23 protein-coding genes are annotated in these 25,997 nt (G+C 50.7%); 14 read left to right on the top strand and 9 right to left on the bottom strand.

What is annotated here, in order from left to right; translation table 11 throughout:
* The first annotated feature begins 315 nt into the window (after positions 1–315).
* From GZ59_RS19840 to ppiA, 7 genes are all read left to right on the top strand, one after another.
* A complete protein-coding gene (locus GZ59_RS19840) occupies positions 316–1,470 on the top strand; it encodes a mandelate racemase family protein (RefSeq protein WP_039295293.1) in 1,155 nt (384 codons plus the stop codon).
* An 82-nt stretch (positions 1,471–1,552) separates the two neighbouring features.
* On the top strand, positions 1,553–3,163 hold the full coding sequence (locus GZ59_RS19835; protein ID WP_039294011.1) for an ABC transporter substrate-binding protein: 1,611 nt from the start codon (positions 1,553–1,555) through the stop codon (positions 3,161–3,163).
* Positions 3,164–3,293: 130 nt separating this feature from the next.
* On the top strand, positions 3,294–4,334 hold the full coding sequence (locus GZ59_RS19830; protein WP_011095549.1) for an ABC transporter permease: 1,041 nt from the start codon (positions 3,294–3,296) through the stop codon (positions 4,332–4,334).
* A gap of 38 nt (positions 4,335–4,372) precedes the next feature.
* On the top strand, positions 4,373–5,254 hold the full coding sequence (locus tag GZ59_RS19825; RefSeq protein WP_100675302.1) for an ABC transporter permease: 882 nt from the start codon (positions 4,373–4,375) through the stop codon (positions 5,252–5,254).
* Entirely contained in the window at positions 5,226–6,113 is an 888-nt protein-coding gene (locus GZ59_RS19820; protein WP_080641331.1) for an ABC transporter ATP-binding protein, read from the top strand. Before GZ59_RS19825 ends, GZ59_RS19820 begins: the two co-directional genes overlap by 29 nt.
* 44 nt (positions 6,114–6,157) lie before the next feature.
* Positions 6,158–6,934, top strand: coding sequence for an ABC transporter ATP-binding protein (locus tag GZ59_RS19815; RefSeq protein ID WP_181023449.1), 777 nt, complete (start codon positions 6,158–6,160; stop codon positions 6,932–6,934).
* Positions 6,935–7,236: 302 nt separating this feature from the next.
* The gene (ppiA, locus tag GZ59_RS19810; RefSeq protein ID WP_011095545.1) at positions 7,237–7,806 is read left to right on the top strand and encodes a peptidylprolyl isomerase A; all 570 of its coding nucleotides are present in this window, start codon (positions 7,237–7,239) and stop codon (positions 7,804–7,806) included.
* Positions 7,807–7,891: 85 nt separating this feature from the next.
* Here ppiA and pelZ read toward each other — a convergent pair whose 3' ends face one another.
* From pelZ to pelA, 4 genes are all read right to left on the bottom strand, one after another.
* Positions 7,892–9,169, bottom strand: a complete 1,278-nt coding sequence (gene pelZ, locus GZ59_RS19805; RefSeq protein ID WP_039294001.1) for a pectate lyase PelZ — start codon at positions 9,167–9,169, stop codon at positions 7,892–7,894.
* Positions 9,170–9,337: 168 nt separating this feature from the next.
* On the bottom strand, positions 9,338–10,462 hold the full coding sequence (gene pelC / locus GZ59_RS19800; RefSeq protein ID WP_011095543.1) for a pectate lyase PelC: 1,125 nt from the start codon (positions 10,460–10,462) through the stop codon (positions 9,338–9,340).
* A 585-nt stretch (positions 10,463–11,047) separates the two neighbouring features.
* Complete coding sequence (pelB, locus tag GZ59_RS19795) at positions 11,048–12,172, bottom strand: pectate lyase PelB (RefSeq protein WP_011095542.1); 1,125 nt, start codon at positions 12,170–12,172, stop codon at positions 11,048–11,050.
* Positions 12,173–12,839: 667 nt separating this feature from the next.
* Complete coding sequence (gene pelA / locus GZ59_RS19790; RefSeq protein WP_011095541.1) at positions 12,840–13,964, bottom strand: pectate lyase PelA; 1,125 nt, start codon at positions 13,962–13,964, stop codon at positions 12,840–12,842.
* Between the two features lie 691 nt (positions 13,965–14,655).
* Here pelA and GZ59_RS19785 point away from each other — a divergent pair.
* Together GZ59_RS19785 and argD are read left to right on the top strand one after the other, a co-directional pair.
* Positions 14,656–15,231: an aminodeoxychorismate synthase component II gene (locus GZ59_RS19785; RefSeq protein ID WP_011095540.1), complete on the top strand. Its 576-nt coding sequence runs from the start codon at positions 14,656–14,658 to the stop codon at positions 15,229–15,231.
* Positions 15,232–15,351: 120 nt separating this feature from the next.
* Complete coding sequence (argD, locus tag GZ59_RS19780) at positions 15,352–16,578, top strand: bifunctional acetylornithine/succinyldiaminopimelate transaminase (protein ID WP_011095539.1); 1,227 nt, start codon at positions 15,352–15,354, stop codon at positions 16,576–16,578.
* Positions 16,579–16,705: 127 nt separating this feature from the next.
* Here argD and crp read toward each other — a convergent pair whose 3' ends face one another.
* Entirely contained in the window at positions 16,706–17,338 is a 633-nt protein-coding gene (crp, locus tag GZ59_RS19775) for a cAMP-activated global transcriptional regulator CRP (RefSeq protein ID WP_004718520.1), read from the bottom strand.
* 374 nt (positions 17,339–17,712) lie between these two features.
* On the opposite strand from crp, the gene GZ59_RS19770 reads away from it, so the two are divergent.
* Positions 17,713–18,120, top strand: coding sequence for an OsmC family protein (locus GZ59_RS19770; RefSeq protein WP_011095538.1), 408 nt, complete (start codon positions 17,713–17,715; stop codon positions 18,118–18,120).
* A 103-nt stretch (positions 18,121–18,223) separates the two neighbouring features.
* Here the strand turns inward: GZ59_RS19770 and GZ59_RS19765 are convergent, their stop codons facing one another.
* The 3 genes from GZ59_RS19765 to GZ59_RS19755 all read right to left on the bottom strand — a co-directional run bounded on the left by GZ59_RS19765 (position 18,224) and on the right by GZ59_RS19755 (position 20,475).
* Entirely contained in the window at positions 18,224–19,093 is an 870-nt protein-coding gene (locus GZ59_RS19765; protein WP_011095537.1) for a phosphoribulokinase, read from the bottom strand.
* Between the two features lie 124 nt (positions 19,094–19,217).
* Positions 19,218–19,454, bottom strand: coding sequence for a YheU family protein (locus GZ59_RS19760; protein ID WP_011095536.1), 237 nt, complete (start codon positions 19,452–19,454; stop codon positions 19,218–19,220).
* A gap of 1 nt (position 19,455) precedes the next feature.
* Positions 19,456–20,475: a hydrolase gene (locus tag GZ59_RS19755; protein WP_011095535.1), complete on the bottom strand. Its 1,020-nt coding sequence runs from the start codon at positions 20,473–20,475 to the stop codon at positions 19,456–19,458.
* 106 nt (positions 20,476–20,581) lie between these two features.
* Between GZ59_RS19755 and GZ59_RS19750 the strand changes: the two genes are divergently transcribed.
* Positions 20,582–21,184: a LysE family translocator gene (locus GZ59_RS19750; protein WP_011095534.1), complete on the top strand. Its 603-nt coding sequence runs from the start codon at positions 20,582–20,584 to the stop codon at positions 21,182–21,184.
* Positions 21,185–21,262: 78 nt separating this feature from the next.
* Here the strand turns inward: GZ59_RS19750 and GZ59_RS19745 are convergent, their stop codons facing one another.
* Positions 21,263–23,170, bottom strand: a complete 1,908-nt coding sequence (locus tag GZ59_RS19745) for an ABC transporter ATP-binding protein (protein WP_011095533.1) — start codon at positions 23,168–23,170, stop codon at positions 21,263–21,265.
* Positions 23,171–23,295: 125 nt separating this feature from the next.
* Here GZ59_RS19745 and kefG point away from each other — a divergent pair, with 125 nt between their 5' ends.
* From kefG to GZ59_RS19730, 3 genes are all read left to right on the top strand, one after another.
* Complete coding sequence (gene kefG / locus GZ59_RS19740; protein WP_011095532.1) at positions 23,296–23,847, top strand: glutathione-regulated potassium-efflux system ancillary protein KefG; 552 nt, start codon at positions 23,296–23,298, stop codon at positions 23,845–23,847.
* 1 nt (position 23,848) lies between these two features.
* Positions 23,849–25,660 (top strand): glutathione-regulated potassium-efflux system protein KefB, encoded by a 1,812-nt coding sequence (kefB, locus tag GZ59_RS19735; protein WP_011095531.1) that lies wholly within the window; start codon positions 23,849–23,851, stop codon positions 25,658–25,660.
* A gap of 76 nt (positions 25,661–25,736) precedes the next feature.
* Complete coding sequence (locus GZ59_RS19730) at positions 25,737–25,931, top strand: YheV family putative zinc ribbon protein (RefSeq protein ID WP_039293988.1); 195 nt, start codon at positions 25,737–25,739, stop codon at positions 25,929–25,931.
* Positions 25,932–25,997 lie beyond the last annotated feature (66 nt).

Below are 25,997 nucleotides of genomic sequence, written 5' to 3'. Positions count from 1 at the left end.
TCTGGTGATAATGCTCACAACTTTGTGTGCAATTGCACAATTATCCGCAGCATAATTTCTTCATATGAAAGAAATTGCCTAATGACTAACGGCGTAACAACCTTAATAATTGAAAATAAAACGCTATTTTTTTTTAATTAGCACATCATTTCTTTTTTGTGATGCCGATCGACTTATAAGGTCGTACCAGAAAGATATCGGTGTTTTTTATCTACCGCCCCAACACAGTCAGTGGAGTTCTTCTTTAATTATTTATGTGGCTTACATTCGCAATCGCGTACATGAGTTGTGTTAAACATCAAGGCAGGTAACAACGTGAAAATAGAATCAATTGATGTCACCGTCTTCACTTATCCCACACGTCGAGTTTCTGACAGTGCGGGTCATTCACACCCGGGAGCCGAGAATCAGGCCAAGATGGCGCTGTTGACCATCACGGCGGATGGCGGCCAAAAAGGTTACGCTTTCGCTCCGCCGGAAGTGATTCGTCCTCATATCGTTAACGCTTTCTTCCGCAAAGTGCTGATTGGGCAGAACCCGTTCGACCGTGAGCGCCTCTGGCAGGATCTGGTGCACTGGCAACGCGGTAGCGCCAACCAACTGACCGATCGCGCGCTGTCGATTGTGGAATCCGCACTGTGGGATCTGCAAGGTCGCGTGCTGAACATGCCAGTGCATAAACTGCTCGGCGGCTATCGTGAAAAAGTCCCTGCTTACGGCAGTACCATGTGTGGCGATGAGTTGGAAGGCGGTTTATCTACGCCAGAGGAGTTTGGCCAGTTTGCAGAAAAGCTGGTGCAGCGCGGCTACAAAGCCATCAAGTTGCACACCTGGATGCCTCCGGTGTCGTTCGCACCCAGCCCGAAGATCGACGTGAAAGCCTGTGCGGCGGTGCGTGAAGCGGTTGGCCCAGATGTCTGCTTGATGCTGGATGGCTACCATTGGTACAGCCGCAGCGATGCGCTATACATCGGTCGTGAACTGCAAAAGCTCGATTTCACCTGGTTTGAAGAGCCAATGGAAGAGCAGAGCATGGCATCCTACAGCTGGCTGACCAAGAGCCTGGATATCGATGTGATCGGGCCGGAAAGTCTGTCAGGTAAATATTTCAGCCGTGCTGACTGGGTTAAAGAAGGCGCATGCGACATTTTACGCGCCGGCGTGCAAGGCGTAGGTGGTCTCTGGCCGTGCCTGAAAGTCGCGAGCCTGGCGGAATCCTTCGGTATGGATTGTGAAATTCACGGTAACGGTGCGCCAAACCTCAACGTGGTTGGAGCGATCAAAAACTGTCGTTGGTATGAACGCGGATTGCTGCATCCTTTCCTCGATTACGACGAACCTGCCGCTTATCTGAATTCGATTGTCGATCCGATGGATGACGAGGGCTTTGTGCATCTGCCGCAACGTCCAGGGCTGGGAGAAGATATTAATTTTGACTGGATTGAGGAGCACACCCTAAGTAAAGAATAGTTTTTTGTTCGATCTGAAAGATAGCCTTACCTAAAAAATAAAAAGTTGTCGTCTTCCATGCTCCCACACCTGGAGAATAATGATGAAAGCACGAGCAATACTCCGTACCCTGCTGTTAGGTTCACTCTGTATGGCCGCTACACCAGCCATTCTATCGGCAAAAACCCCTGACGATCAGCTGATCGTTGGGATGAACATGAACAACATGCTCTCACTCGACCCGGCCGCCATGACCGGTAATGAAGTGGTGGGCATTATCGTCAATCTCTATGACTCGCTGGTGGTGCTCGACCCGGCCAACCTGAGTAACATCCTGCCTTCTCTGGCGAAAAGCTGGAGCGTCAATGATGCGGGCAATGTCATTACCTTCAATCTGGTAGACAACGCCAAATTCCATTCCGGTAACCCCGTAACGGCACAAGATTTCGCCTGGTCGATGAAACGTTTGCTTAGCCTCAATATGGCTCAGGCCACGACGTGGAAATCCTACGGCTTCACCGCGGAAAACGTGGAGAAAATGATCCGCGCCAAAGACGCTAACACCGTTGAAATTGAACTGCCTAAACCGAACGACCCCAAACTGGTGATCTATTCGCTGGCAACGTTGGGTAGCGGCTCAGTGCTGGACAGCAAAACGGTCATGCAACATGAGAAAAACGGTGACTGGGGTAACGGCTGGCTGACCACGAACGAAGCCGGTTCTGGCCCGTTTAAGCTGGATGTGTGGCAGGCGAAAGACGTGCTGCGCATCAGCAAGGTTGAGAACAACTGGCAGGGCGACGCGAAAATGCGGCGCGTGATTTTCCGCCACATGACCGAATCACAGGCGCTGCGTCTGATGATTGAAAAAGGCGATATTGATGTTGCCTCTGGGATGTCTGTGCCAGATATCAACGCGCTGAAACAAGACAAAGACGTTGTGGTTGATGAGGTGAAAAAAGGCACGCTGTACTACGTTGCAATGAGCCTGAAAAATGAATACTTCGCTAAACCGAAAGTGCGCGAAGCGGTTCGTTACCTGATTGATTACGATGGCGTCAATAAGACGGTGATGCTTGGCTATGGCTTCTATCATCAGCGCCCCATCCAAAAAGGGATGGATGCGACGTTGCCGGATCCTGGCTACAAGCTAGACGTGCCGCGCGCCAAAGCGCTGTTGGCCGAAGCGGGCTACCCGAATGGATTTGAAACCACGCTGCGTGTCTTGTCCGATCAGCCGTTCCTGAATCTGGCGACGTCGGTACAGTCCACGCTGGCACAGGCGGGTATCAAAGCCAAAATCATCTCCGGCACCGGTAATCAGGTTTACGGCGCGATGCGCGATCGTAACTTCGATATGCTGGTTGGCCGCGGCGGCGGTGGCGTCGATCCGCATCCTCACTCCAGCCTGCGTTCTGTTGTCTATAACCCCGATAACAGCGACGAAGCCAAACTGACCAACTTCCAAGGCTGGCGCACGTCTTTCTACGACAAACCCTTGAACGACATGATCGATCAGGCGCTGTTGGAGAAAGATCCTCAGAAACAGAAGCAGATGTATATCGACATACAGAATCGCTATGAAGAACTGTTCCCGGCCATTATTCCGGTGTCGCAGATGATCGATTCTGTGGTGTTGCGTAAGGACGTGAAAGGCTATGTGCCGCATCCGTCCTCCACGACGCATCTGCGCGAGGTGTATAAGCAGCGCTAGTGTCCACACGTTAAACCGGATGATTAGCCTGCGTTCCCGGCTAATCATCCCGATCAGATACGCTAAAAAGAGATGACCGCGTGAGTGGCGATTTGCTGTCGTCGTTAACCGGGATATCAGGAGAAAGAACATGGTTTTCTCTGATTGGATCAAGCCGGGTGGAGTACTGCGTCGTTTGGCAAAACGTCTGTTTCAGGTCGTCATCACGCTGTTCGGGTTATTAATCCTGACCTTCGTGATCGGCCGCGTGATGCCAATCGATCCAGTCCTGGCTATTGTCGGGCAGGATGCTGACCAAAGTACCTATCAACAGGTTTACCAACAGCTGGGGTTGGATAAGCCACTGTATGTCCAGTTCTTTATTTACTTCAATTCACTGATGCATGGGGATTTGGGCAATGCGCTTCTGACTGGGCGACCGGTCGTGGATGACATTATCCGGGTTTTCCCCGCCACCATCGAGCTGGCCACCATGGCGATTATCGTGGGGGCCGGCTTGGGCGTACCGCTAGGCGTGCTGGCTGCGGCACGGCGCGGTAAGTGGGCGGATTATGTGGTGCGTTTTATCAGTCTGGCCGGTTATTCCACGCCGATATTCTGGGTCGGGATGATGGGGCTGCTGGTGTTCTATGCCTGGCTGAACTGGGTTGGCGGCGCTGGGCGGGTTGATATGGCCTACGACGGTCTGGTGGAGAACCGTACCGGTCTGCTGTTGGTGGATTCGCTACTGGCAGGCGAGTGGGATGTGTTCCGCAGCGCGCTGAACCATCTGGTGTTGCCAGCCACGATTCTCGGTTTCCATTCACTGGCCTATATCAGCCGTATGACGCGTAGCTTCATGCTGGCGCAGCTTTCGCAGGAATACATCATTACTGCGCGAGTGAAAGGGCTGTCTGAGTTTCGTGTCGTCTGGGCGCATGCGTTTCGCAATATTCTGGTTCAGCTTCTGACGGTGGTGGCGCTGGCGTATGGCTCTCTGCTTGAAGGGGCGGTACTTATCGAAACGGTCTTCTCATGGCCGGGCTTTGGTTCCTATCTGACGGGCAGCCTGCTGCTGGGCGATATGAATGCGGTTATGGGGTGTGTGCTGCTGGTGGGGTTGATCTTTGTGACGCTTAACCTGCTGTCGGACATGTTGTATCAAATCTTTGATCCGAGGACGAACGCATGAATATTTCCTCTGAGCCGCCGGTCAGTCGTGAGTCGGTAATGCGGACGCCGCCGGAAAAACGCGTGAGTCGTCTGCGGCTACGCGGGGCGCGAATCGGCGGGTTTTTATTGACGATGCTGCGCAATCCACTGACCGCGATTGGTTCCGCGATTGTGCTGATGCTGATGCTGGTTGCCATCTTCGCACCGTGGATCGCCACGCACGACCCACTGGTACAGGATTTGGCCAACGCATTACAGGCACCGAGTGCGGCACATTACTTTGGCACCGATGAGTTTGGTCGTGATGTGTTTAGTCGTCTGGTCTACGGTTCACGCATCACGCTGTATATCGTTGCGCTGGTGTCGGTCACCGTTGGGCCGATCGGGCTGGCGCTGGGTGTGATTTCTGGGTATTACGGCGGTATCGTCGATACCATCCTGATGCGTATCACCGATATTTTCATCTCTTTCCCCAGCCTGGTATTGGCGCTGGCGTTCGTGGCGGCGCTCGGCCCCGGTCTGGATCATGTGGTGATCGCGATTACGCTGACGGCTTGGCCGCCGATTGCTCGTCTGGCAAGGGCGGAGACGCTGTCGCTGCGTCACGCGGACTTTATTTCTGCAGTGAAGCTGCAAGGAGCATCGTCTGTCCGCATTCTGCTGCACCACATTGTGCCGCTCTGTCTGCCGTCGGTGATTATTCGTATCACCATGAATATGGCGGGCATTATTCTGACAGCAGCGGGTCTGGGTTTTCTGGGGTTGGGGGCACAGCCGCCCGATCCTGAATGGGGCGCGATGATCTCTGCGGGTCGTCGTTACATGATGGAGTGCTGGTGGTTAGTAACTATTCCGGGGCTGGCGATTTTGATTAACAGCCTGGCGTTCAACTTCCTTGGAGACGGCCTACGTGACATCCTCGATCCCAGAACTGAATAAGTTTTCTCAACGTGCGCCGGGAAGCTCGCCCCTGATGGAAGTGGAAAATCTGCGGGTAGGTTTCGTGAACCGTGGTGCTGTGACGGATGCCGTGCGCGGTGTCTCCTTTACGCTGGGCTGTGAAAAGCTGGCGATTGTCGGTGAATCCGGCTCCGGTAAATCGACGGTTGGCCGTGCGCTGTTGCAACTGCATCCGCACAGCGCGCGGATTACAGCAGACAAACTGCGCTTCGGTGATACCGATCTGCTGAAAGCGGATGAGGCGCGGATGCGTCAGATTCGCGGCAAGCGCATATCCATGATTATGCAGGACCCCAAATATTCGCTGAACCCGGTGGTTTGCGTCGGCGATCAGATTGCCGAAGCCTATCTGGCGCACCATAGGGTGTCGCACCGCGAGGCGAAGGAGAAGGTCATGGCGATGCTGGATGTGGTGCGTATTCGTCAGCCAGAGCGTGTCTACAATCTGTATCCCCATGAGATTTCGGGCGGGCAGGGGCAGCGCATCATGATTGCGATGATGCTGATTACCGAACCCGAAATTGTGATTGCCGATGAACCGACCTCCGCGCTGGATGTATCCGTGCGCTTGCAGGTGTTGGCGATGTTGGACGATCTGGTGAGTGAGCGCGGTCTGGGGCTGATTTTTATCAGCCACGACATCAATCTGGTGCGTAGCTTCTGCGATCGGGTGCTGGTGATGTACGCCGGGCGTGTCGTGGAGTCGATTGCCGCCGCCGATCTGGACAACGCACAGCATCCGTATACGCGTGGGTTGCTGAATTCGCTGCCGGATATCGACCACCGCCGCCCGCGTTTGCCGGTGATGAATCGCGATCCAGCCTGGATCAATGGATAAAGGGGATAATCATGGCAACTGAAGCAATAAGTCAGCGCAAGCCGATGATCGAAGTGAATAACCTGAATCTCTCTTTTGGGCATGGCAATGCAAAGAATCAGGTGTTGTACGATGTGAATCTCACAGTCAACGATGGCGATATTTTTGGTCTGGTAGGGGAATCGGGTTCTGGCAAAACCACGGTGCTGAAGTGTCTGGCCGGACTGTTTAATCACTGGGAAGGCACGCTGCACATTGACGGGAAGAAGCTGGCGCACCGGATCGATCAGGCACGCTGTCGTCGGGTGCAGATGGTGTTTCAGGATCCGTATGGATCGCTGCACCCCCGTCATACAGTGGAGTCGATTCTGGAAGAACCGCTGTCGATCCACCGCTTTGGCGATCGTGACGATCGTATTGATACCTTGCTGGAAAAGGTCGGGCTGGGAACGAACTTCCGTCGCCGCTATCCGCATCAGCTATCGGGTGGACAGCGCCAGCGTGTGGCGATTGCCCGAGCGTTGATTCTGGAGCCGAGAGTTCTGCTGCTGGATGAGCCAACGTCGGCGCTGGATGTGTCGGTGCAGGCGGAAATTCTCAATCTACTGACTGACTTGCAGCAGCAGGAAAAGCTGACTTACCTGATGGTGACGCATGATTTGGGCGTAATCTCCCATCTGTGTCATAAAGTGGCGGTGATGCAATACGGCAAGATACTGGAAACGCTGGAAACCGACGATTTGACCAGCGATGTGCCGAAGGATGCTTACACCTCGATGCTGGTGGAGGCCAGCCGTCAGTACAGTCGCGATCTGGCGGTACGTTCGGAGCGTATGGGCTGAGTTTGCTGAGCGGTGATAATGGGTAGATCGTAAAGACGCTGCAAGTACGTCCATGTAAGCTCGAGCCGCGCCATCCTTGGCGCGGACGCTTTACTCTTCTATCCCATTCCCCCCGTTCTCGTTCCGTACGGTCTGAGGGCTGAGCAATCGGCCCTTTTTTTATCTTTCATGCAGGTTTTCGATCACAGTTGGTTACGAACAGACTTTTATACGTAAAAAAAGGTAAATGGGTAGCGTTGAAGAGTGCGGAAACTTACAATCATTACGCTTTCTGTAGTCAGCCTCTTCCAAAAGGAATTCTTATGTTTAAACGTACTCTGGTTGCTGCGGCGGCCCTTATTTCACTGACGGCATTTTCCCCAGCCTTTGCGGCTTCCGGCACTACTCATGTGCTGTTGACGACGTCCGCAGGCAATATCGAACTGTCTTTAGATAATCAAAAGGCACCGATTTCGGTAAAAAATTTCGTCGAGTACGTTAACAACGGCTTTTATAACGGGACGACATTTCACCGTGTGATCCCAGGCTTTATGGTGCAGGGTGGCGGTTTTTCTGGCGAAATGAACCAGAAAGCGCCGAATGCGCCGATCAAGAATGAAGCCGATAACGGTTTGCGTAACCAACGCGGCACGATTGCCATGGCGCGCACGTCCGACAAAGACAGTGCGACTAGCCAGTTCTTTATCAACATAGCGGACAATGCTTTCCTCGATCACGGGCAGCGTGATTTTGGCTATGCCGTGTTCGGTAAAGTGGTGAAGGGTATGGAAGTCGTGGATAAGATCTCTCAGGTACCAACGAAAAACGTCGGGCCTTATCAGAACGTACCGACTACGCCGATCGTGATTCAGTCAGTGAAAGTGTTGCCTTGATTAGCGTGATAGAGAAGTAAGAAACTGAGAATATGAAAAAGGCCACGAGAGTGGCCTTTGCGATCTTAACGTCTCTGCTAGCACGTTACTCCAGCGCTTTTGCCATCTGCTGTAGCCAGGTGTCCACGCCGGTACTCGGTACGTTCAGTTGACGGTAGGTTGCCGTTGCTACGGGGTAGCCGCCAACGTCTTCCTGGCTGTTCACGAAACCACCTTTCCGCTGTTTGACGTTGTCCACGATACGCTTATCGACGGCGTCACGATCTTTAGGACGTGCGCCTGCACTTTGCAGTACCTGATTGGTGACGGCGCTGGCTGATGCCGCCGTTAAGCCCGCAGGCCAAATAGGGGACACCTTGAGTAACGTAATCCCAGTGCCTGACGTTTGCGGGGCGGCGTTGCCCTTGGCATCGTATGCGAGGTTATCCGACATCCAGACATCGCCGGCGCTGTTGCTCCCTACCAGCCCTAAACCCGCTTTGGTATTTGCGCCGTAGTGCATCACGTTACCCGCGACGGAAACGCGCGGGCTGGCGGGCATGGTTTTCCCTTCCCATTCTCCTTTTACGCCACCAACGCGAACGCCCCAGATGCCGGGGTTGTAGATCAGGTTATTGACCATGACGCCCGTTGAGCCTGCTTTGAACCAGGCGTTGCGTTCGTTGTTGTGGGCATACAGGCTGCCCACGATCGACACGTCAGTCACGTTATCGTGAACCAGCGTCCCCATCGAGTGAATACCTTTGGTATGAGCCGAGTCGTATAAGCCTTCAGCAACGATATTATTTGAGAGCGTGATTCGGTGCGCAGTGCCCTGAGGCCCGTCGTAGCGAGGGCCGGAGATAGACAGGTTCTCGTCCGTCCCCCAGGCAAAGCTACTGTGGTCTATCACGACGTTATAGGCATCTTTGCCGTTGATTGAAACGTCGCGTTCAAAGCCACTTTTTTTACCCGTACCGGCATCGCCGATACGAAAACGCAGATGCTGCATGAGCACATCATGCGTGCTAATCCCCATCCCGCCGCGAATGATTGTGATACCGGGAGAGGGAGCGGTTTGGCCAGCGATGGTGACAAACGGTTCCGTTAATCGAAGGTCACTTTTATTCAGGTCGATGATGCCGCCAACCTCGAAAACGATAATGCGTGGCCCTTTAGCGGCCAGTGCTTCTCTGAGTGAACCTGCCCCGGATGAAGCCAGCGTTGTGACGCGAATAATGCGTCCACCACTGCCTGCCACGGTATCCGTTCCGAATCCTTTCAACTCTGGTGCTGCCGGTGTGGCGGCGCTAGCCATCGGTATGCCGACACTGAATACTGTGCAGGTACTGAACAGTGCGGCGAACAGAAGAGAACGTTTCATTTCATTTCCTTGAATATTAACGATAAAAATGAGCGAGCCATTAGGACTCGCTCAAGTGCTGCCCGAACGATAAATCAACGGGCGTTAAGCTCGCTTGCAGGCTCCTGCTAGCACAGGACAATGAGGGTAGGAGCCTGAAGTCCGCTTATTACACTTTACACTTCGTGATTAGTTGCAATTTGCTGCCGTCAGCACGGCCAGGTTTTTGTTCACGCCAGCATAGTTCGCCAGTTTATCTTTCACGCACTGTGGTGAAACTGGAGAGTAGCTGTAAGGAACAGAAGCGAACGTGCCGGTACTTTTCCAGTCTTCAGCATTCACGTAGGCTTTGGTGTCTTTATCCCAAGTGATATTGTATTTAGCGAAGTCGGCTGGGCTCATGATGTTGTTATTACGCAGTTCCCAGGTACCGAAGTTGGAACCGTCGTAACGTGAGGTCACCGGGTTTTTCGCATTCTCGAACCAGTTACGTTCGATCAGCGCAATCCCTTTCTGGCGTACGTTCAGGCCAGAACTGGTGATGCCGGTATACAGGTTGTTGTAAGCGTGAACCTGACCGCCGCGTTGCAGTGGGAGACGGGCGTTAACGTCGTCGTAAATATTGTGATGGTAAGTCAGATCACGGCCCGTATCGCTGCTGCTGAAGCCGCTCAGTCCCACCTTTTTGATGCCGTGAATGTAGTTGTACGACACCGTCACGTTGGTAGAAGCTTTCTTGATATCAATCGCAGATTCGAAGGTGGTGTCACCGTCTTTTGTGCCCTGACATTCAAAGTTTTTAGCGAAGATCTCGTTGTGGTCAATCCAAACGTTCGGCGTGTTATCGATACGAATGGCATCACCGTCCTGCGCGCCACCCGGCATGTAACCAAAGCGCATGTTGCGTATGATGACATCAGATGATTTTGTCAGCCAGATCCCGAAGTTAGCGGAAGATCCGTTGGTACCGATGATGGTAACCCCTTTGGTAAACTCTTTGATTTCCACACCGCGAGCGTCTTTACTCCACTGGCCGCAGATATTGTTTTCAGCAGCTTTGATCAGCGCGTCTTCATTACCGTTATAGGTGATGATGAGTGGGTAAGCCCCACCTTTGACTTTCTTACCTTTAGAATCCAGCTTCGCCTCTTCGATAATATCAATGATATCTTGCATAGAGCGCGCAGTTTTGTTCACGGCACCGGCAACGTTACCACCGTCAGTGGTAGCGTAACCCCCCGTATTTGCCGCCATCGTCGGTTGGGCTGCAAGTAATAACAGCCCAGCGGCTGTAGAAGGCAGTAGGTATTTCATTAGGGTACTCTCCTTGGAATAGAATTTTTTGGGTATTAATGTTCCACATCACCCAGATTATATTATTTGATGTTTCAATAAAAATGAAATCAAGGTTTATTGAAACCCCGATTAAGTGTTATCATAAAAATAAAATAATTCAATATTTAGATATTAAATATATCGACTGAATAACACAGAGAAATATGTGTGATTAATAAGTCTCTATTTTAAATGATGATATTTTTTTCATTTTTTATAAAATCAGTGGGTTGATAGTTTTTATGAAAAATAAAATTATATTTCGTTTTATTATTCTGCACTGGAAGCGTTTTGATATAGGTGATAACTGTGAGCGGTATCAAGAAATAAGTAAAATTTCTCATTGAGATGAAAGTATCAAAAAATAATTGATTCCGATCAAATTATTAATTAATCCCGTGTTGTGAATTGTTTCCCATTACATCAGTAATTAACCATTAAAATAATTAGCATGATAGTTAATTTATTACTTCTTTATTGAGATGAATATTCATGCTCACATGTCGGCCCTCATAAAAAATAAGCGAGCGCTTAGCGCTCGCTTGAGGGTAAATCTGACCGTGTTTATTTGCAGTTAGCTGCTGTCAGTACCGCTAGGTTTTTACTTACACCCGCGTAGTTCGCCAGCTTATCTTTCACACACTGTGCCGAAACTGGGGAGTATTTGTAAGAAATGGAAGGGAACTTGCCGGTGTTTTTCCAATCATCAGCATTGACGTGAGGCGTGGAAGGACGACCCCAGGTGATGTTGTATTTGGAGAAGTCTGCCGGTTTTGTGACGTTGTTGTTACGCAACTCCCAGGTACCGAAGTTGGAGCTGTCGTTACGTGCAGTCACCGGGTTGAGCGCATTTTCGAACCAGTTGCTTTCGATCAACGCTATCCCTTTCTGACGGACGTTAAAGCCGGAGCCAGTGATACCGTCATACAGGTTGTTGTAAGCATGAACCAGACCACCACGCTGTAGCGGCAGACGTGAGTTAACATCGCGATAGATATTGTGATGGTAAGTCAGATTGCGTCCTGTATCCGTATTGCTTGCGCCGCTTAGGCCGACTTTCTTGATGCCATGAATGTAGTTGTAGGATACCGTGACGTTAGTTGAGCCTTTCTTGATATCGACGGCCGATTCAAAAGTCGTGTCATTGTCTGGCGTGCCTTTACACTCAAAGTTCTTGGCAAAGATCTCATTGTGGTCAATCCAGACGTTTGGAGAGTTATCAACACGAATGGCGTCACCGTCTTGCGCACCGCCCGGCATATAGCCGAAGCGCATATTACGTACGACGACGTCAGAGGAGTTCACGATCCAGACACCGAAGTTGGCCGATGAACCATTGGTACCGAGGATGGTAATCCCTTTGGTGAACTCTTTGATTTGTACGCCGCGAGCATCCTTACTCCACTGGCCGCAAATATTCTTTTCAGCTGCTTTGATTAATGAATCTTCATTACCGTTATAGGTGATGATGAGCGGGTAAGCACCGCCTTTGACTTTCTTGCCTTTTGAATCCACTTTCGCAGCTTCAATAATATCCACAATTTCTTGCAAAGAACGTGCGGTTTTTTTCACGGCGCCGGAAGTTTCTCCACCATCTGTGGTGGCATAGCCGCCCGTATTTGCTGCCACCGCTGGCTGAGCCGCGAGTAATAACAATCCAGTGGCTGCCGTAGGCAATAGGTATTTCATTATGACTGTCTCCTTGGAATAGAATTTTCATGGGCATTTATCGCTCCATATGCCCGATGTCACATATACCCGTTATACTTCAAATTGCATGTGCGTTGGCTGCGTTCAGTCACCCGAATCACTTACTTGAGTAAGCTCATCGGGACTCCTTCTCTTGCCGCCTTCCTGAAATTCGAATTATTTAGGGCATACACATTTTTCAACAAAAATGAATCATCAATTTTGATGAAAAACCAAGGGGAGTGTGGTCAAAAAATAAGTTCAATTCAAGGGTGAAATGTTAAATGTATTACGGTGGAAACATTTTGTAATGCTGATGATTGGATTATTTGGACTTTATAGGAAACGATATTCCTTTAAAGTAATTGAAAATCAGTAGGTTATTATTTAAATGGATAGTCGATTTATTCTGGTTTCTTTATCTATTTGATTTTAAATGGCTACTATTCTTGCTGTGAGCGCTGAGACTAACGTAAATAATTCAGCTTAAGCCAAAATATAATATCACAGGCGTATTAAATTTTGGTTATGGGTTAATTTTATATTGAATTTTAGTTTGTTAAGAAATAATTATTATTAATCTCTATGTGCTGTAAAAAATGAGCGAGCCTAAACAGCTCGCTCAGGAAGAACCCGGCGCAGAGTGAATGCGTCGGGATTTACGCGTTTATTTACAGTTGGCTGCTGTCAGTACTGCCTGATTTTTACCTACGCCAGCATAGTTCGCCAGTTTATCCTTCACGCACTGTGCGGAAACTGGGGAGTAGCTATACGAGACTGCAGGGAATTTGCCGGTGCTCTTCCAGTCATCCGCATTGATGTGCGGTGTGGATGGTTTACCCCAGGTGATTTTGTATTTAGCAAAATCAGACGGGCTGGTGATGTTGTTGTTACGCAGTTCCCAGGTACCGAAGTTGGAGTCGTCATTACGTGCAGTTACTGGGTTGAGTGCATTTTCGAACCAGTTGCTTTCGATCAGCGCGATCCCTTTCTGACGGACGTTAAAACCTGAACTTTTGATGCCGTCATACAGGTTGTTATAAGCATGCACCTGACCACCACGTTGCAGCGGCAGACGTGAGTTAACATCGCTGTAAATATTGTGATGATAAGTCAGGTTACGACCCGTATCCGTGTTGCTTGAACCGCTCAAACCCACCTTTTTCACGCCATGGATAAAGTTGTACGATACCGTGACGTTGGTTGAGGCTTTCTTGATATCGACAGCCGATTCAAAAGTGGTGTCGTTGTCTGGCGTACCGGCGCATTCGAAGTTCTTAGCGAAGATCTCGTTGTGGTCGATCCAGACGTTTGGTGAGTTATCAATACGGATAGCATCGCCATCTTTTGCGCCACCCGGCATATAGCCGAAGCGCATATTACGCACGACAACATTCGAAGAGTTAACCACCCAGATGCCGAAGTTAGCAGAAGACCCATTGGTACCGAGGATGGTGATCCCTTTGGTAAACTCTTTGATTTCTACACCGCGTGGATCTTTGCTCCATTGGCCACAGATATTGGCTTCAGCCGCTTTGATCAGCGCATCTTCATTACCGTTATAGGTAATCACGAGCGGGAAGGCTCCACCTTTGACGACTTTACCGCTTGAATCTTTTTTCGCTGCCTCAATGATATCGACGATCTCTTGCAAAGAGCGTGCGGTTTTTTTCACAGCGCCGGAAACGTCGCCGCCGTCAGTGGTGGCATAACCTCCCGTGTTTGCCGCCATTGTCGGTTGGGCTGCGAGCAGCAACAGCCCAGCGGCTGCAGAAGGCAGTAGGTATTTCATTGTGTACTCTCCTTGACATAGAATTTTTTGGGTATTTATCACTACACACCCTGTGTAATAAAATGGCTGTTTCAACAAAAATGAAATTAAGGTTTGTCTATAAAGCCGAGCTAAGTGTTAACAGAAAAAATAAACAATACAAGATGGGGCATTAAATATATTAATGAAATAACAGAGGACAACTGAGATGTTTTGTGTTTATTTCTTTTAAATAGAAACTGATTTCTATTTAAATCCTTTAAATTCATGTGGTTGTGTTTTTTAAAATTTGCTATTTCAATCTGGATTCTTTATTTATTATCCGTTTTATACGTCAGGGTTATTCGCTATGAAGCAATTGTGATCGCCGTCAAAATTTAAAAAAACTACCACTTAAAAAGATAAATCCCGTGAACTAACCAGGCAAATTTAAAAAACGTAATTAATTCATGAGGAATTTGTATTTATTATTTTTTTTGTTAAAAATGATTTCAGAAAAATCGGTTTTTATAGGGGGTAAATAATAAAGGTTACCTATTAATAAAGGTGTTTGTTGTAGAAATAAATCATTTGTGATCTGTATAATTATTATCGTGCTAATTTATTGCGTAGAAATGGTGAGCTATTTGTTTTTGCGGGTGACAAGGGCTGGGTGCCTGACGCGAATTTCATGTATGTTAGTACGGCTTTTCCGACTAACTGTGCAATGACTATGCTGCTAATTATCGATAACTACGACTCCTTTACCTACAACCTTTACCAATATTTTTGTGAGCTTGGCGCACAGGTTGTGGTGAAGCGTAATGATGAACTGACACTGCGTGAGATTGAGCTGCTTGCGCCTGAGCGATTGGTGATTTCTCCGGGCCCCTGTACGCCAGATGAGGCAGGTATTTCACTGGCTGTTATTCGTCACTTTGCCGATAAATTGCCTATTTTGGGTGTGTGCCTTGGCCATCAGACTATGGGGCAGGCGTTCGGCGCACGTGTGGTGCGGGCACGACAGGTCATGCACGGGAAGACCTCAGCGATTGCGCACAGCGATACGGGGGTTTTCACTGGGCTGGCTCAGCCTTTGACGGTCACCCGCTATCATTCACTCATCATTGATTCCGCTTCGCTACCTGATTGCTTTGAGGTCACAGCCTGGAGCGAATATGAAGGACAGCGTGACGAGATTATGGGGATACGCCATCGCTCATTGCCGCTGGAAGGCGTGCAGTTCCATCCAGAGAGTATTCTCAGTCAGCAAGGGCATCAGCTTTTGGATAATTTCCTTAAAATTTAATCGCATAGAAACTTATTCTCCTCATTGGCTGATTTAATATTGCCTGAGAGTGATTTTTTATGCATATTTATTGACTATATTTTCATTTCTGACGTAATGGACAGCAGAGTGAGGCAGCAAATGGCAGCAGAGCAGAAAGCGGTGACACGGGATACTCACGATAAGGTGATTTTGCCGGTTTATGCACCCGCGAAGTTTGTACCAGTGAAAGGTAAGGGGAGCCGCGTCTGGGATCAGGACGGCCGCGAGTATATCGATTTCTCCGGTGGCATTGCGGTTACGGCGCTCGGTCACTGCCATCCTGCGCTGGTTAACGCATTGCGGCAGCAGGGTGAAACGCTGTGGCATACCAGCAATATTTTCACCAACGAACCTGCGCTACGCCTCGCGAGCAAATTGATTGATGCCACTTTTGCTGACCGTGTGTTCTTTGTTAATTCCGGTGCAGAGGCTAACGAAGCCGCATTTAAGCTGGCGCGTCACTATGCGGTTAAACGCCATAGTCCATATAAAACCAAGATTATTGCTTTCTACAATGCATTCCATGGCCGAACGCTGTTCACCGTTTCGGTTGGCGGACAGCCTAAATATGCCGATGGTTTCGGGCCTAAACCTGCTGATATCGTGCATGTTCCGTTCAACGACCTAGCTGCCGTTAAAGCGGTGATGGACGATCACACCTGCGCGGTCGTGCTGGAGCCGATTCAGGGCGAAGGCGGCATTACACCCGCTACGCCTGAATTTTTGCAGGGCGTCCGTGACTTGTGCGATCAACATAAAGCGCTGCTGGTATTTGATGAAGTGCAGAGTGGAATGGGACGTACCGGTAAATTATTTAGCTATATGCACTATGGTATTACGCCGGATATCCTTACAACGGCTAAAGCGTTGGGCGGTGGTTTCCCGATTAGTGCGATGCTGACGACGGAAGAGATCGCATCGGTCATGACGGTTGGGGTACACGGCACCACCTATGGCGGCAACCCGCTGGCCTGTGCAGTGGCGGAAGCTGCGCTGGATATCATCAATACGCCGGAAGTGCTATCGGGCGTAGCGGATCGTCACGATCGCTTTGTCAGTGAGCTTGATAAAATCAACCAGCAGTATGGCGTATTTGATCAAGTCCGCGGTATGGGGCTTTTGCTGGGGGCTGAGCTGAAACCGCAATGGCATGGTCGCGCGGGTGAGTTCTTGGCTGCTGCAGCGGCTCAGGGGCTTATGGTGTTGATGGCTGGGCCGAACGTGATCCGCTTTGTGCCGTCTTTGATCATTGATGAAGATGATATTGCGCAGGGGATGGAGAAATTCGCTAAAGCTGTCGCTCAAGTGGTTAACACGGCGAACTGAGTTCACGTTATTTTGTGATAAACCGTTATTTGATAAACCATTTTTTTGTGATAAGCATTGTGCGATAAAAAAAAGCGTGAGGCCGAGGCTTCACGCTTTTTTATTGGTAGGGTATCGCGACAGGGGTTTAGCGAGTGCCGTAAACGACAATCGTTTTACCGTGCGCAGAGATCAGGTTCTGGTCTTCTAACATTTTCAGAATGCGGCCCACGGTTTCACGCGAGCAGCCAACGATTTGCCCAATTTCCTGACGGGTAATTTTAATTTGCATGCCATCTGGATGCGTCATGGCATCAGGTTGTTTTGCCAGGTTGAGTAATGTTTGGGCGATACGGCCAGTTACATCAAGGAAGGCGAGGTTGCCGACTTTTTCTGAGGTAATCTGAAGTCTGTTTGCCATTTGTGCAGACAGACGCATGAGGATATCTGGGTTAACTTGAATGAGCTGGCGGAATTTTTTATAAGAAATTTCAGCCACTTCACAGGCGGTTTTTGCCCGAACCCAAGCACTGCGTTCCTGACCTTCTTCAAACAGGCCGAGCTCACCAATAAAATCGCCCTGATTGAGGTAGGAAAGAATCATTTCCTTGCCTTCTTCATCTTTGATTAGCACTGCGACAGAGCCTTTCACGATGTAGTAAAGCGTTTCTGCTTTTTCACCTTGGTGAATCAGCGTGCTCTTCGATGGATACTTGTGGATATGACAATGGGAAAGGAACCATTCGAGAGTCGGGTCTGTCTGCGGTTTGCCGAGAACCATTCGCTATCATCCTCTGTTGTAATTCACTGCGCAAATTACAGGGGTCAGAGTTCCCTGTACGGCGTGTTTAACTGCTAAAAAAATAAAATTCAGTCTAGGCAGAATGACGTCAGGGAATATACTGGAACCACTGTACCCTTGGTTTTTCGGTTGCTGCTTTGCCGCACCGTAAACGTGGCTGGGTATTTCTGGCTACGTCATCATCTTCTTCGTTTCTGGGTTTGTCCAGAAAAGGTCTATTCTATTTTCGTTTTAACACAGCTTTAAGGATGTGTCTTGTGTTGTCTCGCTTCAGCATGACAAAGCTCTGATTAACGCTGGTTTTTGTACAGTAACGGTATAAATTTTCAAAAAAATTTTAGTGGAGAGACATCATGCAGGCTCGGGTAAAATGGGTTGAAGGCTTAACGTTTTTGGGCGAATCCGCATCAGGACATCAGGTATTGATGGACGGTAATTCTGGCGATAAAGCGCCCAGTCCGATGGAAATGGTGTTGATGTCCGTAGGGGGATGCAGCGCGATTGATGTGGTGTCGATTCTGCAAAAGGGCCGTAACGATGTGGCGGATTGTGAGGTGAAATTAACCTCAGAGCGTCGGTCTGAAGCGCCGCGCTTATTTACCCATATCAATCTGCATTTTATCGTGACGGGGAAAGGGCTGACCGATAAAGCTGTCGAGCGGGCTGTCGAGCTGTCAGCGGAAAAATACTGCTCTGTGGCATTGATGCTGGGCAAAGCCGTTGAAGTGACGCACAGTCACGAAATTAGAATACTGCCGTAATTCCTTTCTCTGAGCATTAATGCTGGTCGCTTAAGCCCGTGTATCTCGATGCTTAAACGATTGGCATTATCCTCTTGGCACGTCTTGCCGTGCTCAGTGTCGGTTATTCGATCGTTTTCCCTTCTATCAACCGCTGCACCAGCGGTGCCATGATTAATTCCATTGCCAGCCCCATTTTCCCGCCGGGAACGACTAACGTATTGATGTGAGAAATAAACGAGCCCTGCAACATGGCGAGCAGATAGGGGTAATCAATATTATCTAATCCCTGAAAGTGGATGACGACGAAACTTTCATCCAGTGAGGGAATCGACTTGGCAGCGAACGGGTTGGAGGTGTCCACGGTTGGTACGCGCTGGAAGTTGATATGGGTGCGAGAGAACTGCGGCGTGATATAGGTGATGTAGTCTTCCATGGAGCGGACAACGGAATCCATTACCGCTTCACGCGAGTGGCCGCGCTCATTGACGTCACGAATCAGCTTTTGAATCCACTCCAAATTGACGATCGGTACTACGCCGACGAGCAAATCGACATGCTGTGCCACGTCGTTTTGATCGGTGACTATGCCACCGTGCAATCCCTCATAGAACAGGATATCGGTAGGTTCCGGCATCGGTTCCCACGGCGTAAATGTCCCAGGAACCTGATTATAAGGAATGGCTTCATCGTAAGTATGAAGGTATTTACGCGTCTGGCCGTGTCCGTGCAGGCCATATTCGATAAACGATTGTTCCAGCAGGCTGAAGTCATTCGCTTCTGGGCCGAAATAGCTGATGTGTCGTCCTAAATCACGCGCTTTACGAATCGCCATATCCATTTCTGGGCGGGTATAGCGGTGAAAGCTGTCACCTTCCAACTGGGCTGCGCGCAGGTCGAATTGTTGGAAAATCTTACGGAAAGCCAGACTGGTGGTCGTGGTTCCCGCTCCACTGGAACCCGTAACTGCAATAATCGGATGCTGATGTGACATAAGGTGCGTGACTCCGTGATCGCGATGCCCGCATAGGCTGAAAGCCTGCGCGCATTCTCAAAAATGACGTAATTGCTCTCATTGTTAGCATGTTTGGCGCGCTCTTTCACGCCTTTCGCCATGCTCAATAAGGGGCATGTCCTCCGGCATTGAGCTGGCTGCGCGGCATAATGTTTAGCGTTTCATGTAACTCAGACCACACCAAAACGACCTCGCCAGATTGGAGTTGGCTGCGGATATCTTCTACTTTCTGCGCCAGCGAGCGCTCCTGTTCGCCGTAATCAGTGCCTTCCCGCAGGACGAAAGATTCAATGATGCTATCCAGCGTTTCTGGATCGAGCTGTTGCCAGGGAATAATCACGCTATGTTTCCTGAGTAAAAATTGTTTCTGAATAAAAAGAACCGGTGGCGTGGTCCAAAAATGGACTAAGCCAATTGGGAATGCGCTGTTCCAGCCACATTTCCGGTTTCAGCAATGTTCCACCGACGAAGCCGACATGCCCGCCGTGTTCCGTTAGCTGATACTCAATATTAGACGGTAACTGCGACAGATCGGGAATGACCTCCGGTGTCATGAAAGGATCGTCCTTCGCATGGATGATCAGCAGCGGCTTGCGTATGTGAGGTAACAGCGGCAGGGCGCTACAGCGTCGATAGTAGTCAGCGGCATCACGAAAGCCGTGGATACGTGAGGTGATGATGTCATCAAACTCCCGTAGCTGGCGGATTCTCTTCAACTGCGGCAACTGAATTGGCAGCGTATCTGGATAAGCCGCCAGCTTGCGACCGGCGTTTTGTTTCAATAGGCGCAGCAGGTAGTGCTGATAGACGCGCGAGAAGCCTTGTTCCATTCGACGGCTACAGGGTTCGAGCATCAAGGGGGCGGAAACAATGACGGCGGCGGACAGAGAACAGGCTTCGCCCTGCTCACCGAGCAGATAGGCCAGCATGTTGCCGCCGAGAGAAATGCCGATGGCGGCGGTAGGAACTTCGCCCAGCGTCTCTTGCATCCAGTGCAGAAAATAGCTGGCATCGCTGGTTTCTCCTGAATGATAAATACGCTTCATCCGGTTGGGCTTACCGCTACACCCGCGAAAATGCATGATGACGGCCAGCCATCCGCGCTGTTTGCAGGCGTGTAATAGGCCGTGGGCGTAGGGGCTATGAAAGCTGCCTTCTAATCCGTGAAACAGCACTACGCGCGGTTTATGCCGAGCCTTCTCGGGCGCTTCGCTCCACGCTAGATCGACGAAATCACCGTCTGGTAATTCGAGCGCTTGCCAGACTGGTGAGAACTGTGCGTGACGGCGAATCAGACGCGGCAATAGCGTTTGCAGATGCGGATTATGGGCGCCGCTCAGCGGACGAAAATGGTCATGCATAAAGGATATGAAAATCTTGTTGTCGGCTCTTGTACGATCAATATCACACTGTTAGCTTCAATGCTGCCAGTTGGTACGACATTTGGGTCAGGAGCGCCCACAAATAATGGAACTGAGTTTATTTCTTTCGATGTTGGGGTTTTTGTGGGTAGCAGCCATCACGCCGGGGCCGAATAATATGCTGCTGACCACCTCGGGCGCGAATTTTGGCTTTATGCGTTCACTGTGGCTGATGGTCGGCATCATGCTCGGGATGCAGAGCATTTTGCTGCTGGTGGCATTCGGCGTCGGTGGTTTGATTCTGATTTATCCTTCGCTGCACGTTATCCTGAAAGTCCTCGGTAGTGCCTATCTGCTCTGGTTGGCGTGGAAAATCGCCACGGCGGCTTACGAACGGCTGGAAACGTCCGTCGCTCCGCCTCAGCCGATACGGCTTTATCAAGGGTGGTTGCTGCAATTTCTGAATCCGAAAGCGTGGCTAATGGCGCTGGGTGCAGTTGCCAGCTTTAGTCTGGCAGGTGAGGGCTATAACCATTCTGTCATCGCCATAAGCATCGGGATTGTGCTGGTGAATCTGGTTTCCGGTGTCATCTGGCTCGGGTTTGGTACGATGATTGGGCGACTGCTGCGCAGTAAGAAAGCGTGGATTATCTTTAATGTGTCAATGGGGCTTCTGACCGCTGCCTGTGTATTATTGATCTGGCATTAATGCTGATTTTGCGTTGATGCTGCATTGATAAAGTCGCGAGCGGTTTTTCGCTCGCGACTCTTTTCAGGCATACCAAATTTATTCGCTCTGCATGATCTGTTCTAGCTGTTCCTGCGCGTCCAGCCAGGACATCTCTGTATCTTCCAGCTCGATTTTAACTTTGGTTTGTTGTTGCAGGCAGTCGGTGAGTTCGGCTTTGCGGCTGATATCGTAAATTGCACTGTCCGCCAGTCGGGCTTCAAGCGCTGCCAGCGTTTCACCCAGCTTTTCCATCTGCTGCTCAAGCTTGGTTATCTGCTTACGCAGCGGCTGAGTTTGTGTTCTCAACTCGGCTTCGCGGCGTTTCTGATCTTTTCTACCCTGCGCACTGTTGGCGACATTCTCTTTTGGCGTTTCATCGGCCGCATTTTCCTGACGTTGCAGGCCGACCAGCCACTGTTGGTAATCTTCCAAATCACCATCGAACGGCTCCACTTTCTGGTCGTGTACCAGATAGAGATCGTCCGTGGTTGAACGGATCAGGTGTCGATCGTGCGAGACGACAACCAGCGCGCCTTCAAAATCGATTAACGCTTCGGTCAACGCCTGACGCATATCCAGATCGAGGTGGTTGGTCGGTTCGTCGAGCAGCAGGAGATTCGGACGCTGCCAGACGACTAGCGCCAGCACCAGACGGGCTTTTTCACCGCCGGAGAAGCGCTCGGTGATCTCTGTGACTTTGTCGCCCTGAAAACCGAAGCCGCCGAGGTAGTCGCGCAGCTGCTGTTCCGTTTCCCGCTCTGCCAGACGCACCAGATGTTGTAATGGTGACTCGTCCGCACGCAGGAACTCCAATTGATGCTGGGCGAAATAACCGAGTTTAACGCCTTTCGCCAGCCCGATTTCCCCTTTCAGCGGAGCAAGCGTGCCAGCAAGCAGCTTGATCAGCGTGGATTTACCTGCGCCGTTATGGCCGAGGAGTCCGATGCGGGAACCCGGCACTAAATTGAGTTTGATGGATTCGAGAATCAGATTGTCGTTGTAGCCTGCGCTGACCTTTTCCATCTTCATGAGTGGATTGGGCAACGATTCTGGGGTGCGAAAGCTGAAGCGGAAAGGGTTATCGACGTGCGCTGGCGCAATCATCTCCATACGTTCCAGCATTTTTATCCGGCTTTGGGCCTGCTTGGCTTTGGTTGCTTGCGCGCGGAACCGATCAATGTAGTTTTGCAGGTGCGCGACACGCTCCTGCTGGTGCTCATAGAGCGATTGCTGCTGTGCGAGACGGGTGGCACGCTGGCGTTCAAATGAGGAGTAGTTGCCGGTGTACTCGTTGAGCGACTGCTGTTCGATATGCAGAATCTTGGTCACCACCGGATCGAGGAAATCACGGTCGTGCGAGATCAGGACTAGCGTACCAGCGTAGTTTTTCAGCCACTTTTCCAGCCAGATAACGGCATCCAGATCGAGGTGGTTGGTCGGTTCATCCAGCAGCAGCAAGTCTGAACGGCAAATCAGTGCCTGTGCCAGGTTTAGACGCATCCGCCAGCCGCCGGAAAAGGCGCTGACAGGCTGTTGCAACTGTGGCTGAGAAAACCCTAACCCATTGAGCAGGCTTGAAGCTCTGGCCTGAATTGTCCAGGCTTGAATGGCATCCAGCTTGCCGTGCAACGTAGCAATGGCGTTGCCGTTGTTCTCTTCGTTGGCGGTCTGCAACGCGGCTTCCAGTTGGCGAAACTCACGGTCGCCGTCAATCACGTAGTCCAGCGCGGGTTTGTTCAATGCAGGTGTTTCCTGATTGACCCAGGCCAGTGACCAGTTTTGCGGGAATGTCGCGCTACCACCGTCGGCGCTGATTTCACCTTTCAGTAATGACAGCAGTGTAGATTTACCACAGCCGTTCTTGCCAACCAGACCCACTTTCTGGCCGGGATTAACCGTTGCTGTCGCGTTGTCGATCAGAACGCGTACACCACGTCGAATTTGCAGCGAAGAGAAAACAATCATAAAGCGCCGTATGTTCAGAGTATGTTAAATTATGGACATATCAGGACACGAGGTGTCCTGTTTTTAGTCGTTGCGCTGCATGGTAACGGAAAACGATTATCATGACGACGCTTTGGAGGGGAATGATGTCGCAGCCACCGAAAATTTTGCTGCTGTATGCCCATCCGGAACCACAGGACTCGGTAGCAAACCGAGTCTTATTGCAACCGGCGCAGCAGTTGGCAAATGTAACTGTGCACGATCTTTACGCGCACTATCCTGATTTTTTTATCGATATCCATCATGAACAACAGCTGCTGCGTGAGCATCAGATCATTGTTTTCCAGCATCCGTTTTACACCTATAGCTGCCCGGCGTTGCTGAAAGAGTGGCTTGATAGGGTGTTATCCCGCGGTTTTGCCAATGGAATTGGCGGCAATGCGCTGGCGGGTAAATACTGGCGTTCGGTGATTACGACCGGTGAACCGGAAGATGCCTATCATGCTGATGGCAACAACCGTTACCCCATGGATGATTTGCTACGCCCGTTTGAACTGACGGCCGCCATGTGTCGGATGCACTGGATGCGCCCCATGATTGTTTACTGGGCACGCCGTTTACAGCCCGATGTGTTATCGAGTCAAGCCAGAGCTTACGGTGAATGGCTATCCTCCCCTTTACCTGAAGAGGAACGCTGATATGGAGAGTTCTGCGCTACTGACCGCCGGAGTCTTGTTTTTGTTTGTGGCGGTAGTAGCTGTACCGATCGCTGCCCGATTAGGGATTGGCGCCGTATTGGGCTATTTGATCGCCGGGATCGCCATTGGCCCTTGGGGGCTCGGCTTTATCCGTGACGTGGAAGCTATCCTGCACTTCTCGGAACTGGGCGTGGTTTTCCTGATGTTCATCATCGGCCTGGAATTGAATCCCGGAAAGCTCTGGACGCTACGTCGTTCAATCTTCGGCGTTGGGGCGGCTCAGGTTGGTCTTAGTGCGCTGATTCTGGGCGGTGCCTTATATCTGACTGATTTTTCATGGCAGTCCGCGCTGATTGGTGGTGTGGGGCTGGCGATGTCGTCAACGGCCATGGCGCTGCAACTGATGCGCGAAAAAGGCATGAACCGCAATGAATCGGGGCAGCTTGGCTTTTCTGTGCTGCTTTTTCAAGATCTTGCGGTGATTCCCGCGTTGGCGTTGATTCCTATTCTCGCTGGGGTGCAGGGTGACTTCGGCGATTGGGAACGGATTGGACTGAAGGTTGCTGCGTTTCTCGGCATGCTAATCGGTGGCCGCTATCTGGTACGCCCGCTGTTCCGTTTTATCGCGGCATCTGGCGTGCGCGAAGTGTTCACCGCCGCCGCGCTGTTGCTGGTGCTGGGTTCTGCGCTGTTTATGGAAGCATTAGGTCTTTCTATGGCGTTAGGCACCTTTATCGCCGGTATTCTGCTGGCGGAAAGTGAGTATCGGCATGAACTGGAAATCGCGATTGAGCCGTTCAAAGGTTTGCTGCTTGGGCTGTTCTTTATTTCTGTAGGAATGGCGCTGAATCTTGGGATCCTCTACACCCACATCGTGAAGATTATGATTGCGGTATTGGTGCTGGTGGCCGTCAAAGGGGCGGTTTTATACTTTCTGGCGCGGATTAACCGAATGCGCCGCTCCGAACGTTTGCAGTTTGCCGGCGTGCTGAGTCAGGGTGGCGAGTTTGCTTTCGTCCTGTTTTCCGCTGCGGCTTCATTCAATGTATTGAAAGGTGAGCAACTGCCGTTGTTGCTGGTGACGGTGACGCTATCGATGATGACGACACCGCTGCTGATGCAGGTCATCGACCGCGTCCTTGCGCGTCGTTATAACGTGCAGGATGTGCCGGATGAAAAACCGTACGTCGAAGATGATGAACCGCAGGTGATTGTGGTGGGCTTCGGGCGTTTCGGGCAAGTGATCAGCCGTTTGCTCATGGCGAATAAAATGCGGATTACGGTTCTTGAGCGCGATATCAGCGCCGTCAGCCTGATGCGCAGCTATGGTTATAAAGTTTATTATGGTGATGCCACGGAGCTGGAACTGTTGCGTTCGGCGGGAGCCGACAAGGCACGGTCAATCGTGATTACCTGTAATGCGCCGGAAGACACGATGGAGATCGTACATTTATGTCAGCAGCATTTTCCGAATCTGGAAATTTTGGCACGAGCGCGTGGGCGTGTTGAAGCCCATGAGCTGTTGCAGACGGGCGTAAGGCACTTCTCGCGTGAAACCTTTTCCAGCGCGCTGGAGCTAGGGCGGAAAACGCTGGTAACGCTGGGCATGCACCCACATCAGGCGATGCGTGCGCAACAGCATTTCCGCCGTCTTGATATGCGCATGCTGCGTGAACTGATGCCGCAACTGACGGGGGATGTCGCACAGATTTCTCGTGTAAAAGAGGCCCGACGTGAGCTGGAGGATATTTTCCAGCGCGAAATGCTGCGGGAGCGCCGTCGGCCAAGTGTGTGGGATGAGGACGACGAGTAAGAACCAATAACGCCTATCTGAATAGGTTCTGGGTTCTAGGTTACAGGTGCTGGAACGGAGAGGAGTGGGAGCTATCATGCGTAAACGCTTTATTGCCGGGGCGGTGTGCCCGACGTGTCAAGCTCAAGACACGCTAGCGGTTGGACGAGAGGATGAGGTCGAGGTGGTAGTGTGCGTGAAGTGCGGATATCGCCAGAGTCGGGCAGATGAGCCCGCGACGGTAGCTGCTCCACAGGCCAGCGATATTATCGGGATTTTTCGGCCAGAATGATGGAGGGGTAGCATGATGGCATTGTCATCAACCGTTGACGTTTTTTGATTCCAGACGGTACATAGG

Source organism: Pectobacterium atrosepticum, from assembly GCF_000740965.1.
GTDB classification, from domain to species: domain Bacteria; phylum Pseudomonadota; class Gammaproteobacteria; order Enterobacterales; family Enterobacteriaceae; genus Pectobacterium; species Pectobacterium atrosepticum.
The sequence above is the reverse complement of the archived record's forward strand: the minus strand, read 5'-3'. Positions and strand labels throughout refer to the sequence as shown.